Below are 13,006 nucleotides of genomic sequence, written 5' to 3' on the forward strand. Positions count from 1 at the left end.
CGATTCACCGATTCTGGAGCCTGTCATGTCACATGCTGCACAGTTCTATATCGACGGACAGTGGGTCGAACCCGCGTCCGCCGTCTGGTTCGACCTCGTCGATCCATCGACGGAAAAGGTCTTCGACAAGCTTGCGCTCGGCAACGCGGCCGATGTCGATCGCGCGGTCGCCGCCGCGCGCCGCGCATTTCCGGCGTGGTCCGCGACCAGCGTGGCCGAGCGGGTGGCGTTGCTCAAGCGCGTCGTCGCCGTCTACGAACGTCGTTACGACGAATTCGCCGAATTGATGCGCCGCGAAATGGGTGCGCCGATCACGTTTGCGCGCAACGGTCAGGCCGCGCGCGGACCGGCGCATCTGAACGCATTGATCGAGGTGCTCGAGCGTTTCGAATTCGAGGAACAGCGCGGCAATACGCGTGTCGTGCTGGAACCGATCGGCGTCTGCGGACTCATCACGCCGTGGAACTGGCCGATCAATCAGATCGTCGTGAAGATCGCCCCGGCGCTGGCCGCGGGCTGCACGATGGTGCTCAAGCCGAGCGAGTATTCGCCGCTCAGCGCGCTGGCGTTCGCGGAAGTGCTGCATGACGCGGGCGTGCCCGCCGGCGTGTTCAATCTCGTCAATGGCGATGGTCCGGGTGTCGGCGCGGCGATTGCGAGTCATCCGGACATCGACATGGTGTCGTTTACCGGCTCGACGCGCGCGGGCGTGCTGGTCGCACAATCGGCGGCCGAGACCGTGAAGCGCGTCGCGCAGGAACTCGGCGGCAAGTCCGCCAACCTCCTGCTCGACGACGTCGATCTCGAACAGGCGGTTACACGCGGCGTGGCAGCGTGCTTTACGAATTCGGGCCAGTCGTGTTCGATCCCGACGCGCATGCTGGTGCCGCGTCATCTGATGAACGACGCGGCGCAGATCGCGAAGCACGCGGCGCAGGCGTATCGCACCGGCCCGACCGACGATCCGGCGACGCAGCTCGGCCCGCTTGTCAACGCGAGTCAGTTCAAGCGTGTGCAGGCGCTGATCCAGACCGGTATCGACGAAGGCGCGCGCCTCGTCACGGGCGGCATCGGACGGCCGGACGGCATCGACGCGGGCTACTATGCGCGCCCGACAGTGTTCGCCGATGTCGCGCCGCACATGACGATCGCGCGCGAGGAGATCTTCGGGCCGGTGCTGTCGATGATTCCCTACGACTCGGAAGAAGAGGCGATCGCGATCGCGAACGGCACCGACTACGGTCTCGCGGCCTACGTGCAATCCGCCGATCTCGCGCGTGCGCGCAAGGTGGGCCGCGCGTTGCGCGCGGGCGGCGTACATCTGAATTACCCGCCCGCCGATTTCCAGGCGCCTTTCGGCGGCTATAAGCGCTCGGGCAACGGGCGCGAGTGGGGCGAAGCCGGCTTGCGCGAATACCTGGAAACCAAGGCGATGGTCGGTTACGGCGCAGAGTGAAAATTTCCGCGCGCAGACCGGTTCGCATCATGCCTGCCTGGCGCACCGTTTTAAAAACAGTCTGAATTACTGAGGAATCGCGATGGATACCAACGACCGTTTCAACAAAGGCTTCAACAACCGCAAGGAAGTGCTCGGCGCCGCGCACGTCGAGAAATCGTGGGCGAATGCCGACGACTTCAACCGGCCGATGCAGAAGTTCGTCACCGAAAGCTGCTGGGGCGACATCTGGGGCGACCCGACGCTGTCGTTCAAGACGCGCAGCATGCTGAACCTCGGCATGCTCACCGCGATGAGCCAGCACCACGAGCTGGCGGTGCATGTAAAGGGCGCGCTGCGCAATGGCGTGACGAAGGAAGAGATCCGCGCGGTGCTGATGCAGGCGGCTGCGTATTGCGGCGCGCCGCTCGCGCTGGCGGCGTTTCGCGTCGCGAGCGAGGCGATCAAGGCATACGAAGCCGAAGCGGCGGCTTCCTGATCCGGCAAAAAAGCACACGAAAGCCACGGGGTAACGCAGGGAGAACCCGCACCGCGCGCGGTGCGCATAACGAATGGAGACAGCCATGAAAGCGCTGACTGCGCATGACGTCGTAGAGTCGGAGGGCGAACAGTCGATCGAAACGAAGAGACGCAACGCGATCAAGGGCGCGTTCTTTTCCGAATTCATCGACATGTTCGATATCTATTTGCCGGTGGTGGTGCTTTCGCCCGTACTCGGCTATTTTCAGCCGCCGCATCTGTCGGCGGGCATGGAGGCGATTCTCGCATCGCTGGTGTTCATCACGACGCTGCTCGGACGGCCGGTCGGCTCGCTGCTGTTCGGCATGATCGCGGACCGCATCGGGCGTCGCAAGGCCTCGATCTGGTCGGTGTCGGGCTTCGGCGTGGTGACGTTGCTGATCGCGCTTCTGCCTGGCTATCAGCACATCGGCATCGCGTCGTACTGGCTGCTGGTGCTGCTGCGGTTCGTCGACGGGATCTTTCTCGGCGGCGGCTACACCGGTGCGATGCCGCTCGCGATCGAGTATGCGAAGAAGGAGCAGCGTGGTTTCGTCGGCGGCTTCATCATTGCCGGATTTCCGGCCGCGTACGTGACGATCAACCTCGTTGCGATGCTGATGTTCGCGCTCTTTCCGCTGAGCGGCATGAATTCGCCGTACGCGCAATGGGGCTGGCGCATTCCGTTTGTGCTCGGTGCGGCGCTCGCGGGCCTGCTCGCGATGTACTACGTGCGCAAGGTCGCCGAATCGGAAGTCTGGAAGAGCGAGGCCGCCGACAAGCCGACGGTCACCGAAAAACTGCCGCTTTCCGATCTGCTGCGCGGCAAGAGCGGGCGCAACCTGCTGCAGGTGCTGGTGATGATGACGGGCTTCTGGCTCACGCAGAACATCATTACGATCTTCCTGCCCACGGGGCTGCTCGTGAAGACGCTGCACCTGACCGGCTTCCAGATGACCGCCACGCTGATGCTCACGTACTTCGTGCTGTTTTTCAGCTACATCGCCTCGGGTCTGGTCGCGCAGCGTATCGGACGACGTCGCTTCTTCGTGATCGTCGGTCCGCTGATCGCCACGCTCGGCGCCGTGCTGCTGTACGTGCTCGCGAACGTGGACGGACTGTCGTTGCCGGCCATCATGCTGCTGACCTGCGTACTCGCGGTGCTCGTCACGTCGCCGTGGGGCGTGATCGTCACGTACATCAACGAGCGGTTCGTGACGGACGTGCGCGCGACCGGCTTCGGCGTCGGCTTCAGCCTCTCGGTCATCATCCCGTCGTTCTACGCGTTCTATATGAACTGGCTCGGCGCGTTCATGCCGCTGCGGCTCACGTCGGTCGTGCTGCTGTGCGTGGGCGGGCTGCTCGGCATGATCGGCGCGATGATGGGTCCGGAAACGAAAGATGTCGATTTCTAATTGCGAAGCAGAGGAACGGAAGTCATGAACAAGGAAAGGGTAGGTTTTATCGGCCTCGGCAACATGGGCGGACGCATGGCGCAGCGCCTCGTTGGCGCGGGCATCGCGGTGCTCGGTTACGACACGGCGCGGGAGCGCGTCGAAGCAGCCGGCGCGCAGGCTGCCGGCACGCTGCGCGAAGTGGTCGGCTACGCGGACGTCGTGATGCTGTCGCTGCCTGACAGCAAGGTGGTCGAAGCGGTCGTCGAAGGCGAGGACGGTGTGCTCGCGCATTGCCGCGCCGGACAGATCGTCGTCGATCTGAGCACGGCCGCCGCGAGTTCGACGATCCGCCTCGCGAAGCGCTTCGCCGAGCGCGGCGTGCGTTACGTCGACGCGGGTATTTCGGGTGGCGCGGCCGCAGCCGAGAAGGGCACGCTGACGCTGATGGTGGGCGGCGAGGCCGAAGCGGTTGCCGAACTGCAATGGGCGTTCGGGCCGATCAGCTCGAAGGTCGCATACATGGGCGGGAGCGGCGCCGGTCACACGACCAAGCTGCTCAACAACTTCCTGAACGCAGTGAGCCTGGCTGCGAGTGCCGAGGTGATGGTGGCGGGCAAGAAGGCCGGGCTCGACCTGCACCTGCTGCTCGATGTGCTGAACAGTAGCAGTGGTGTCAACTTCGCGACGCTCAACCGTTTTCCGAAAATCGTCGACGGCGATTATCTCGAAGGTGGCCTGACCGGCAAGCTCATGACGAAGGACGTCGTGCTGTACGTCGATCGCGTGCGCGAACTCGGTGTGATGTCGCTGAACGCGGCGGGGCCGCTCGCGAGCTTCGGGCTTGGCACCGCGCTCGGCTATGGAGATGTGATCAGCAATCGGGTCGTCGATGCGATCGGCGACGTGTCGGGCGGCGTCCGGCTGTTCGACGGAGCAAAGGAGAAAAAAGCATGAAAGTCTTTCACGGCAGAGCGGCAGGCGCAATGTCCGAGCGTCGCGGCGATACGTTCACGGGGACGGTCTGGGCCGATCCGGTGATGCCCGCGACCAACGGCGTGACGATCAACACGGTGTGTTTCGAACCGGGCGGACGTACCTACTGGCACACGCACGAGTACGGCCAGGTGCTGCAGGTGACGGCCGGCCAGGGCTGGATTTGCCTCGACGGCGAGGAGCCGCGGCCGATCCGCCAGGGCGACATCGTGTTCATCGGCCCGAACGAGCGTCACTGGCACGGCGCGAGCGAAGGCAGCTACATGGTTCATATCGCGACGTCGATCGGCAAGGGGACGTGGCAGGAAGAGGTCGCGCAAGCCGATTATCCGAAGGGTGTGGGGGGCTGAGGTTCGTGCCGTCGCGCGCGTCGATGTTCCAGCCTGCGTTCGGGCCGACTTTCGCGTCCGGTTCGCCGCGAAGCTGAAGCTGTCCGGCGCGCGCCACCGATGTGAGGTTGCCGATATTGTTAAGCCTTCGATGGAATTGACATCATGACCCAGACTCCGCCGCAACCCGATCTGTCACGCCTGCGCGACGAACTCGCGAGCCTGCACGGTCAGGCGAGTCCCGAGTGGGACAGCCTCATGAGGCTCGCCCCGGTTTTCGTCGCCGCGTATCTGAAGTTCGCCGGCGTACCGCGGCGGCGCAACCATCTCGACGACAAGACCCGCGCGTTCATCGCGCTGGCTGCCGACGCCTGCGCGACGCAGCTCTATGCGCCCGGTGTGGCGCGTCACATCGAGCGGGCACTATCGTTCGGCGCGACGCGCGATGAACTGGTCGAAGTACTCGAATTGATCAGCACGATCGGTATTCATACCAGCAACGTCGGCGTGCCGGTGCTGCTGGAAGTTCTGGAAGAAGAGGGCTTGCGCGACGGCCCGGCCCCACTCGACGAGCGGCGGCAGGCGCTGAAAGCCGCGTTCGAGAAGAACCGCGGCTACTGGCATCCGAGCTGGGAAGGGCTGCTCGAACTCGATCCGGACCTGTTCGACGCATACGTCGAATTCTCTTCGGTGCCGTGGCGTAGCGGTGTGCTGAGCCCGAAGCTCAAGGAATTCATGTATTGTGCGTTCGATGCGTCGGCCACGCATCTGTACGTACCCGGCCTCAAGCTGCACATGCGCAATGCGCTGCATTATGGAGCGACGGCTGAAGAACTGATGGAATTGCTGGAGATCGTCAGCGTGACGGGCATCCACGGCGCGGAACTGGGCGCGCCGCTGCTCGAAGCCGCGCTGGCGAATGCCGCTGGCGCGCCGGAGAAACCGCATGCGTGATGCCACAAAACCCGAGCCGATGTTTTCGTTGCGTGCCGCGCCGGGCGACCTGTCCGACTCGCACAATGTCGATGCGCCGCGCACGATATTCACCTCTGCGATTGCGTCCGCGTTTTCGTCCGCATTTTCATCGGTAGCCGGCAAGACAGCTGGGCCGTGCCATTCCGCGTGGCGCGCAATGCAATCGCCGCCCCTGTCGGCACTTGCGTCGAACGGCAACGAGCACACGAGTGTGCGGGCCGTCGCGATTCTCGGCTACAACTGACGTGCGATGCTCCCCATGAGCAGTCAATCCGCCACGCTTGTCGTATTGCGACACGGCCAATCGGTATGGAATCGCGCGAACCGCTTCACCGGCTGGAGTGACGTCGGACTCTCCGCGCAGGGCGTGACGGATGCCCAGCGCGTCGGTGAGCAGTTGCGCGCTGCGGGTCTGCACTTCGACCTTGCGGTTACGTCGGCATTATCACGAGCCACCGATACGCTCACGCACGCGTTGCACACGTTCGACCGGCCGGTGTCGAAAACGATTCGCTCGTGGCGGCTGAACGATCGGCACTACGGGGCGCTGACCGGCATGGAAAAAGATGAGGCAGCGCTCGCGTATGGCGCGCAATGCGTGCGGCAATGGCGGCGCGGTTTCGACCTTGCGCCGCCGCCGCTCGATGCCGTCGCGCATGCGAAGCTGGTGGGCGCGCTGTGCGATGACGCGATGCCCGCGCCCGCTGCGCTGCCGCGCACCGAGAGCCTGCGCGATACGCTGCATCGCGTGCTGCCGCTGTGGGACGACTGCGTCGCGCCGGCACTCGTGCGTGGGCAGTCGGTGCTGATGGTCGGTCACGGCAACTCGTTGCGCGCACTGTTCAAGCAGCTCGACCAGATTGGCGATGACGCGATCGCGCAGGTCGAGGTCGCGCATGCCGAACCGCTCGTGATGAGGTTCGACGCCGCGCTTGAGATCTGTTCGCGCATGCCGCTCGGCGCGCTGCTCCCGACCCGCTGAAAGGCATGCCGTTTCTCGCCGTGATGGGCTATGGATGCTGTCCGTCACGATACCGGTGAAGTATCATGGAGGCTGAATTTTGTCGGACGGGAATACAATAATGCTAACAGACATGGACCTGGTGAGGCCTGAGACGCTGCGTCATCAGGTGGAAAATGTGCTTCGGCAAGCGATTGTAAGCGGGCGTTTCGCACCTGGTGCGCGCCTTATCGAACGGGAATTGTGCGAGACGCTCGGCGTGAGCCGTACGTCGGTGCGTGAGGCGCTGCGCAGGCTCGAAGCCGAAAAGCTCGTGCGCAACGTGCCGCACAAGGGGCCGATCGTCGCCGTCATGTCGAAACACGAAGCCAGCGAGCTGTACGCGCTGCGTGGTCTGCTCGAAGGTTTCGCCGCGCATGAGTTCGCCCGCCTTGCCAGCGACGATGCAATCGCGCGCTTTGGCGAGGTCGCGAAGGAGCTGCGCGCGGAAGCTGTCGCGCAGAACCAGGACGGCGTGCTGCGCGCGAAGACGGCACTCTATGGCGTGCTGCTCGATAACTGCGGCAACACGCTCGTCAGGGAAGTCCTTAACAGTCTTTATTCGCGCATCAATCTGCTGCGTACGACGTCGTTGATGAATCCGGACCGGCTGCCCAATAGTCTGCGCGAAATCGACAAGCTTTATAAGGCGCTGAAGGCACGCGACGCCGATGCGGCCCAGGAGCTTGCGCGGCTGCACGTAGCGAATGCCGAGAAGGCAGCGCAGCGGATGCTGGAAGACACCGAGTAGCGTCTGCGCATCCGCGTGGTGCAGCTGTTGTGCGCCATGATCCGAAGCGATGAGAGTCGTTCTCCGGGCCCTGCCTCAACTCTCCCGCTGCTTTTCAAACCCCACGGTAATCGCCGCCGACATCTCCGCCGCGTATCGCTTCATTGTTTCAGCCAGCTTTTCGATTCCCTGGTCCACCACCCGGCGATAGGGCCCCGTAATGCCGAGGCTGAAAATGACCTCGCCGCGTCCGAGCATCAGGGGGACGCCGATGGCCGCCAGTCCCTCGTCGACCTCGCCCAGGCACGTTGCGTATCCCCGTGCACGCACGTTCTCCAGATCCGCCATCACTTCCGATTTTTCGCTCTTGGTCTTGCTCGTCCTTTGCGTGAGCGGCTGGGCGAGAAGGTGCTCAACCGTTTCGGCATCCTGATAGGCGGCGATGGCTTTAGCCGTCGCGGCATTGAAGACGTGCATCTCGCTGCCGGGCAGCACATAACCGCGCCATGGCGTGTCCGGTGCTTCCGTGAGGATGGAGCGGACCACACCGTGCTCCAGTTTCGTGATGTAGGCCGTTTCGCCCGTCTCCTGCACGAGTTCGCGCAGATAGCCTCGCACCACGGAGTCCAGCCACGCATTCTTCGTCGTGGCGTAGATGAGGCGGCGCATCCGCGCGCCGACCAGATAGCTCGTCGCCCCCCCTTTTCTCGTCTCCACCAGCCGGCATTCCAGCATCGACTTGAGCAGCCGGTGACCGCTCGGTTTCGGCAAGCCCAGCATGGCCGTGATTTCCGACAGCGATAGACCGTCCGGAAAGCCGGCCAGCAATTCAAGGATGCGCATGTAGCGCTCGAGCGGGGGGGCGTCGTCCAGACCCGGCATGTCGTTCTTCCTGATTTTTGATGGATTAAAGGGCGTTGCCTGGCTTGACAACGCTTATTTGGCCACGCACCATGAATCGTAAATCGAAACTATATTTCGAAAATCGAGACACTGCAATAAATCGCTAGCCCTTGGAGATCCAACGATGATCACGTACCTGAAGCGCGCAATGTCACTTCGTATCGCCTGTGCATGGCTCACCGCTGGCGCAGCCGTTTCACCTTGCGCGGCATGGGCCCAGCAGATACCCGTCGGCGTGACAGCGCCGATGACGGGAGCATTGTCCCTGACGGGCAAGGGCTATGTCGATGCGCTCAAGCTGGCGGAGCAGGACATCAACGCGGGCGGCGGTATCAATGGTCGCAAGGTCGGCCTGTCGTTCCAGGATGCGCAGGCGTCGAACGGCACTGCGATCAACGCGTTCATCAAGGTCGTGCAGGAGCAGAAGCCCGATTTCGTATTCCTGACGAGTTACAGCACGCAGAACGTCGCGGTCGGCCCGGAAGTGCTGAAGGCGCAGCGTCCGGCCATGTACGCGGGCGGTGCCGACATCGTCGCGGAGCAGAAGAACCCGTGGATGTTCCGCATCCGTCCGAGCGACGGCCTGACGGCCGAGGCGATGGCGCGTTACGCGCACGAACAGTTGCACTCGACGAAACCCGGCATCCTCTACATCCAGAACGACTTCGGCCAGGGCGGCGCGAAGGCCGCGCAGAAGGCATTTGCGGCAGCGGGGATTACGGTGGTGGGCGCCGAAGCCTATGGCCAGAACGACAAGGACATGTCCGCGCAGATCCTGTCCCTGAAGAACAAGGGTGCCGATTCGATCCTCCTGTTCGTCTATCCGCAGGACGGCGCGTTGCTGCTGCATCAGATCAAGCTGCTCGGCCTCAAGACGCCGGTCGTTTCGTCGTCGGCCGCGTTCGTGCCGGCCGCGATGCAACTGATTTCGCCTGACGATCTGCAAGGCGTCTACGGCGTCGTCGATGCGATGCTGACCTCGCAGCCCGCGGCGCAATCGTTCCTCAAGCGGTTCAAGGCCGCCTACGGCGTGGACGCCGATCCGTATGCCGCCGCCTATTACGACGGCGCGATGATGATGGCGCAGGCGATGCGCACAGTCGGCACCGATCCGGTCAAGGTGCGCGACTATCTGCGCACGTTGAAGGACTTCAAGGGCGTGGCGCACATCTATACGTTCGATGCCGCGGGCAACGGCGTGCATGACGTGTCGATCGTGAAGTTCGCACCCGGCACCAAGGACATGCAACTGATCCAGCAGATCACGAGCAAGTGATGCCGAGCGAGGCGCCATTTCCATTCGCCGCGTTCACGCGCGTTTCCCTGTCCCGCGGACCCGGATCATGCAACAGCTTCTTCAACTCCTGGTGAACGGCGTCGCGCTCGGCAGCGTCTATGCGCTTGCCGCGCTCGGCTTCGTCATCGTCTATTCGGCGACGGGCGTCGTGAATTTCGCTGCGGGCCAGTTCGTCATGCTCGGCACGTTCTTCGGCGTCGCGGCCATTGTGCAGGCGCATTTTCCGATCGCGCTCGGCTATCTCGCCGCGGTGATCGGCATGGCGCTGTTCGGCGTGCTGTTCTTTCTCGGCGTGCATCTGCCGTTGCGCAAGAGGCCCGTCGTCTCGGTCATCATCGGCACGGTGGCAATCGGCATCGTCATGCAGAACGCGGCGCTGCTGATCTGGGGACCGTGGCCCGCGCGCCTGCCGTCCCCGTTCGGCGACACCGTGATATCGATTGCGGGCGCGGCGATCAGCATGCACGCGCTCGCCACCATCGTGATCACCGCGCTCCTGATCGCGGCGCTGTACGCGCTGCTGTATCGCACCGGTATCGGTCGCTCGATGCGCGCAATCGCTCAGGATAGCGAAGCGGCGCGTCTGATCGGCTTGCCGGTCACGCTGACGCTGATCGTCACCTGGGTGCTAGCGGCTGCGTGTTCGGCGTTTGCGGGCCTGCTGGTCGGCCCCATGTGGTTTGCCGACGTCAACATGGGAGAACCGGTGGCGCTCAAAGCGTTCGCGGCGACGGTGATCGGCGGCTTCGGCAGCGTGCAGGGCGCGATTCTCGGCGGACTCTTCGTCGGTCTCGTGGAGATTCTCGGCGCCTCGTATCTCACGTCGACCTACAAGGACCTGTTGGCCTTCGGCGTGATGATCGCCTTCCTGCTGGTGCGTCCTCAGGGCATCTTCGGCGAAAGAATTGGAGATCGCGGATGAACCGCTCACGCTTTCTGTCGGCTGTACCGGTTGGCGTCGCGCTGGCCGTGGCGCTCGCGCTGCCGGCGTTCTGTTCCGACTATATGGTGCGGCTGTTGTCCACGGCCGCCATCGCATCGATCGCCGTGCTCGGCCTGAATCTGGTGTTCGGTTATGCAGGTCTGATTTCGCTCGGGCAGGCGGCGTTCATCGGCATTGGCGCGTACACGGTGGCTGTGCTGACCACCCAGACGGGCTGGAGTCCATGGCTCGCGAGCATGGCCGGTGTGGCGCTGTGCGGCGCGTTCGCCTATGTCGTGGGCATCGTACTGCTGCGTCTGAAAGGTCACTATCTCGCGCTCGCGACGCTGGGGCTGAACGTCAGCTTCGGCATCGTCGTGTCGAACTGGACCAGCCTGACGGGCGGCACGGACGGCATCGCCAGCATTCCCTCGCTAACGCTCGGATCGTTCGCGCTCGACACCGACGCGAGACTGTACCTGTTTGCCACCGTCGTGCTGGTTGCGCTGTGTGCGCTGACGCAAGCCGTCCGCACGAGTCACCTGGGCCGCAGCATGATCGCTGTGAACGACGACGAGATGGCGGCCGGCATGAGCGGCATCGCCGTCACGCGCGCGAAGGCCGCGGCGTTTGCGATAGGCGGTGCGTTTGCCGGCGTATCCGGATGCCTCTTCGCGGTCCACAACCGCTTCGTTTCGCCGGACGACTTCTCGTATGTGCAATCGATTCTCTATCTGTCGATGCTGGTGGTCGGCGGCGCTGGCTCGATCGTCGGCGCGGTGATCGGCGCGGTGGGCGTCACGTTGCTGCCCGAGTTGCTGCGCGGCGCCGGCAACGCGTATCTGCTGATCTTCGGCGTGCTGGTGCTGGTCGTCCTGATCGTTTTGCCCGACGGCCTCGTCAGTCTCGCGCGGCTGCCCGTGTTCCGACGCCGTCAGCGCTCGCCACGGCTCGATCCGATCGCGGAGGAAAAATAATGCCGCTACTCGAAGCCAATGGTTTGGGCGTGACGTTCGGCGGCCTGAAGGCGCTCGCCGACGTCGATCTGCGGATCGACACGGGGGAACTGCTCGCGGTGATCGGGCCGAACGGCGCGGGCAAGAGCACGCTGCTCAACGCGCTCACCGGTCTCTACAAGCCGAGTGCGGGACGCGTCGCGTTCGACGGCAAGGACATCACGGGGATGCGGCCCGACATCATCGTGCGTGGCGGGGTGGGACGCATCTTCCAGAACGGCAAGCTGTTCCGGCGCCTGAGCGTGGTCGAGAACGTGATGCTCGGCGCGGCTATCGCGCCGGCGCCGGCCGGTTCGTTCGCGTCGCGCCGTCACGCGGAAGCGGCGTGGCGCGACGCCGCGCTGCAGATGCTCGAACGCTTCGGACTCGCGTCGCTCGCCACGCGCAGCATCGATTCGCTGTCCTACGGCAATCGCCGTCTCGTCGAAATGGCCAAGGTGCTGGCGGGCCGTCCGCGTTTGCTGCTGCTCGACGAGCCCGCCGCAGGTCTCAATCTCGGCGAGGTCGAGGCGCTGATGACGCGGCTCAGGCAATTGCGAGCCGATCACGACCTGACGATCCTGCTGATCGAGCACAACATGAGCATGGTCATGCGCCTGGCCGAGCGGATCGTCGTGCTGAATTTCGGGCAAAAACTCGCCGAGGGCACGCCCGCCGAAATCCAGCGCGATCCTCGCGTGCTCGAAGCGTACTTGGGAACCGGTTACGAACATGTTGAAGTGCAACCAGATTAAGGTCGCGTACGGCGACATCAGCGCGCTGCGCGGCGTGGATATCGAAGTGCGCGAAGGCGAGGCGATTGCGCTGATCGGTGCGAACGGCGCGGGCAAAACGACGCTGCTGCGCGCGATCTCCGGGCTGGTGCCGCTGAAATCGGGCAGCGTCCAGTATCAGGGCGGCGAACTCGGCGCACGCACGCCGGAAGCGCGCGTGCGGCTCGGCATCGCGCATGTGCCTGAAGGGCGCCGTATTTTCCCCGGTCTCACGGTGATCGAGAACCTGCTGGTCGGCGCGACCGCGCATCGCTCGACGAAGGCGGAAATTGCCGAGGATCTCGAATGGGTCCACGACCTGTTCCCGCGCCTTGCCGAACGGCGCACGCAACTCGGCTGGTCGCTGTCGGGCGGCGAGCAGCAGATGCTCGCGATCGGCCGGGCACTGATGTCGCGCCCGCGTCTGCTGATGCTCGACGAGCCGTCGCTCGGCCTCGCCCCGCGTCTCGCGGAAGACGTCTACGCGCGGATCGGCGCGATCAACCGCAAAGGCCTGAGCATGGTGATCGTCGAACAGAACACGGTGCTCGCGCTCAAGGTGGCGGCGCGCGCCTATGCGCTGGAGAACGGCAGCATTGCGATTGCCGGTTCGTCGAAGGAGCTGGCGAACAATCCGCGCATTCGCGAGGCCTACCTCGGCAAATAGCAACGGCGCGGCGAACCGGCGATAGCGCCGGTTCGCCCGATGAGAAAAGGGCGAACCATCCGGTAAATATT

At 64.1% G+C, this 13,006-nt stretch carries 15 protein-coding genes; 14 read left to right on the forward strand and 1 reads right to left on the reverse strand.

What is annotated here, in order from left to right; genetic code table 11:
- Positions 1-25: 25 nt before the first annotated feature.
- From F3J20_RS09905 to F3J20_RS09945, 9 genes are all read left to right on the forward strand, one after another.
- Entirely contained in the window at positions 26-1,456 is a 1,431-nt protein-coding gene (locus tag F3J20_RS09905; protein ID WP_167044378.1) for an aldehyde dehydrogenase family protein, read from the forward strand.
- Between the two features lie 82 nt (positions 1,457-1,538).
- Complete coding sequence (locus tag F3J20_RS09910) at positions 1,539-1,934, forward strand: carboxymuconolactone decarboxylase family protein (protein ID WP_167044375.1); 396 nt, start codon at positions 1,539-1,541, stop codon at positions 1,932-1,934.
- Between the two features lie 85 nt (positions 1,935-2,019).
- Positions 2,020-3,369 carry an MFS transporter gene (locus F3J20_RS09915; protein ID WP_167044372.1) on the forward strand — a complete coding sequence of 450 codons (1,350 nt, stop codon included), beginning with the start codon at positions 2,020-2,022 and terminating at the stop codon, positions 3,367-3,369.
- 24 nt (positions 3,370-3,393) lie between these two features.
- Positions 3,394-4,305, forward strand: coding sequence for an NAD(P)-dependent oxidoreductase (locus F3J20_RS09920; protein ID WP_167044369.1), 912 nt, complete (start codon positions 3,394-3,396; stop codon positions 4,303-4,305).
- Entirely contained in the window at positions 4,302-4,694 is a 393-nt protein-coding gene (locus F3J20_RS09925; protein WP_167044366.1) for a cupin domain-containing protein, read from the forward strand. The genes F3J20_RS09920 and F3J20_RS09925 overlap by 4 nt, the downstream gene beginning before the upstream one ends.
- Before the next feature lie 144 nt (positions 4,695-4,838).
- On the forward strand, positions 4,839-5,627 hold the full coding sequence (locus F3J20_RS09930) for a carboxymuconolactone decarboxylase family protein (protein ID WP_167044363.1): 789 nt from the start codon (positions 4,839-4,841) through the stop codon (positions 5,625-5,627).
- A complete protein-coding gene (locus F3J20_RS09935; RefSeq protein ID WP_167044359.1) occupies positions 5,620-5,892 on the forward strand; it encodes a hypothetical protein in 273 nt (90 codons plus the stop codon). Before F3J20_RS09930 ends, F3J20_RS09935 begins: the two co-directional genes overlap by 8 nt.
- 15 nt (positions 5,893-5,907) lie before the next feature.
- Positions 5,908-6,630: a 2,3-bisphosphoglycerate-dependent phosphoglycerate mutase gene (locus F3J20_RS09940; protein ID WP_167044356.1), complete on the forward strand. Its 723-nt coding sequence runs from the start codon at positions 5,908-5,910 to the stop codon at positions 6,628-6,630.
- A gap of 100 nt (positions 6,631-6,730) precedes the next feature.
- Positions 6,731-7,399 (forward strand): GntR family transcriptional regulator, encoded by a 669-nt coding sequence (locus F3J20_RS09945; RefSeq protein ID WP_167044353.1) that lies wholly within the window; start codon positions 6,731-6,733, stop codon positions 7,397-7,399.
- 75 nt (positions 7,400-7,474) lie between these two features.
- Here the strand turns inward: F3J20_RS09945 and F3J20_RS09950 are convergent, their stop codons facing one another.
- The gene (locus F3J20_RS09950; protein ID WP_167044350.1) at positions 7,475-8,260 is read right to left on the reverse strand and encodes an IclR family transcriptional regulator C-terminal domain-containing protein; all 786 of its coding nucleotides are present in this window, start codon (positions 8,258-8,260) and stop codon (positions 7,475-7,477) included.
- A 169-nt stretch (positions 8,261-8,429) separates the two neighbouring features.
- Between F3J20_RS09950 and F3J20_RS09955 the strand changes: the two genes are divergently transcribed.
- From F3J20_RS09955 to F3J20_RS09975, 5 genes are all read left to right on the forward strand, one after another.
- The gene (locus F3J20_RS09955; protein ID WP_167044348.1) at positions 8,430-9,557 is read left to right on the forward strand and encodes an ABC transporter substrate-binding protein; all 1,128 of its coding nucleotides are present in this window, start codon (positions 8,430-8,432) and stop codon (positions 9,555-9,557) included.
- A gap of 67 nt (positions 9,558-9,624) precedes the next feature.
- Positions 9,625-10,500, forward strand: a complete 876-nt coding sequence (locus F3J20_RS09960) for a branched-chain amino acid ABC transporter permease (RefSeq protein ID WP_167044345.1) — start codon at positions 9,625-9,627, stop codon at positions 10,498-10,500.
- Positions 10,497-11,477 (forward strand): branched-chain amino acid ABC transporter permease, encoded by a 981-nt coding sequence (locus F3J20_RS09965; protein WP_167044342.1) that lies wholly within the window; start codon positions 10,497-10,499, stop codon positions 11,475-11,477. Before F3J20_RS09960 ends, F3J20_RS09965 begins: the two co-directional genes overlap by 4 nt.
- Positions 11,477-12,250, forward strand: a complete 774-nt coding sequence (locus F3J20_RS09970; RefSeq protein WP_167044340.1) for an ABC transporter ATP-binding protein — start codon at positions 11,477-11,479, stop codon at positions 12,248-12,250. The genes F3J20_RS09965 and F3J20_RS09970 overlap by 1 nt, the downstream gene beginning before the upstream one ends.
- Positions 12,228-12,935 (forward strand): ABC transporter ATP-binding protein, encoded by a 708-nt coding sequence (locus F3J20_RS09975; protein WP_167044337.1) that lies wholly within the window; start codon positions 12,228-12,230, stop codon positions 12,933-12,935. Before F3J20_RS09970 ends, F3J20_RS09975 begins: the two co-directional genes overlap by 23 nt.
- Positions 12,936-13,006 lie beyond the last annotated feature (71 nt).

Origin of the sequence: Paraburkholderia sp. Cy-641, from assembly GCF_011752945.1 — a bacterium.
Taxonomy (GTDB): domain Bacteria; phylum Pseudomonadota; class Gammaproteobacteria; order Burkholderiales; family Burkholderiaceae; genus Paraburkholderia.

Excerpts from the sequence above, each read along its gene's own strand:
- F3J20_RS09970 (WP_167044340.1), top strand. The coding sequence starts at position 11,477 with ATGCCGCTACTCGAAGCCAATGGTTTGGGCGTGACGTTCGGCGGCCTG.
- F3J20_RS09965 (WP_167044342.1), top strand. The coding sequence starts at position 10,497 with ATGAACCGCTCACGCTTTCTGTCGGCTGTACCGGTTGGCGTCGCGCTG.
- F3J20_RS09950 (WP_167044350.1), bottom strand. The coding sequence starts at position 8,260 with ATGCCGGGTCTGGACGACGCCCCCCCGCTCGAGCGCTACATGCGCATC.
- F3J20_RS09920 (WP_167044369.1), top strand. The coding sequence starts at position 3,394 with ATGAACAAGGAAAGGGTAGGTTTTATCGGCCTCGGCAACATGGGCGGA.
- F3J20_RS09930 (WP_167044363.1), top strand. The coding sequence starts at position 4,839 with ATGACCCAGACTCCGCCGCAACCCGATCTGTCACGCCTGCGCGACGAA.
- F3J20_RS09905 (WP_167044378.1), top strand. The coding sequence starts at position 26 with ATGTCACATGCTGCACAGTTCTATATCGACGGACAGTGGGTCGAACCC.
- F3J20_RS09925 (WP_167044366.1), top strand. The coding sequence starts at position 4,302 with ATGAAAGTCTTTCACGGCAGAGCGGCAGGCGCAATGTCCGAGCGTCGC.
- F3J20_RS09975 (WP_167044337.1), top strand. The coding sequence starts at position 12,228 with ATGTTGAAGTGCAACCAGATTAAGGTCGCGTACGGCGACATCAGCGCG.
- F3J20_RS09940 (WP_167044356.1), top strand. The coding sequence starts at position 5,908 with ATGAGCAGTCAATCCGCCACGCTTGTCGTATTGCGACACGGCCAATCG.
- F3J20_RS09915 (WP_167044372.1), top strand. The coding sequence starts at position 2,020 with ATGAAAGCGCTGACTGCGCATGACGTCGTAGAGTCGGAGGGCGAACAG.
- F3J20_RS09960 (WP_167044345.1), top strand. The coding sequence starts at position 9,625 with ATGCAACAGCTTCTTCAACTCCTGGTGAACGGCGTCGCGCTCGGCAGC.
- F3J20_RS09910 (WP_167044375.1), top strand. The coding sequence starts at position 1,539 with ATGGATACCAACGACCGTTTCAACAAAGGCTTCAACAACCGCAAGGAA.
- F3J20_RS09935 (WP_167044359.1), top strand. The coding sequence starts at position 5,620 with ATGCGTGATGCCACAAAACCCGAGCCGATGTTTTCGTTGCGTGCCGCG.
- F3J20_RS09955 (WP_167044348.1), top strand. The coding sequence starts at position 8,430 with ATGTCACTTCGTATCGCCTGTGCATGGCTCACCGCTGGCGCAGCCGTT.
- F3J20_RS09945 (WP_167044353.1), top strand. The coding sequence starts at position 6,731 with ATGCTAACAGACATGGACCTGGTGAGGCCTGAGACGCTGCGTCATCAG.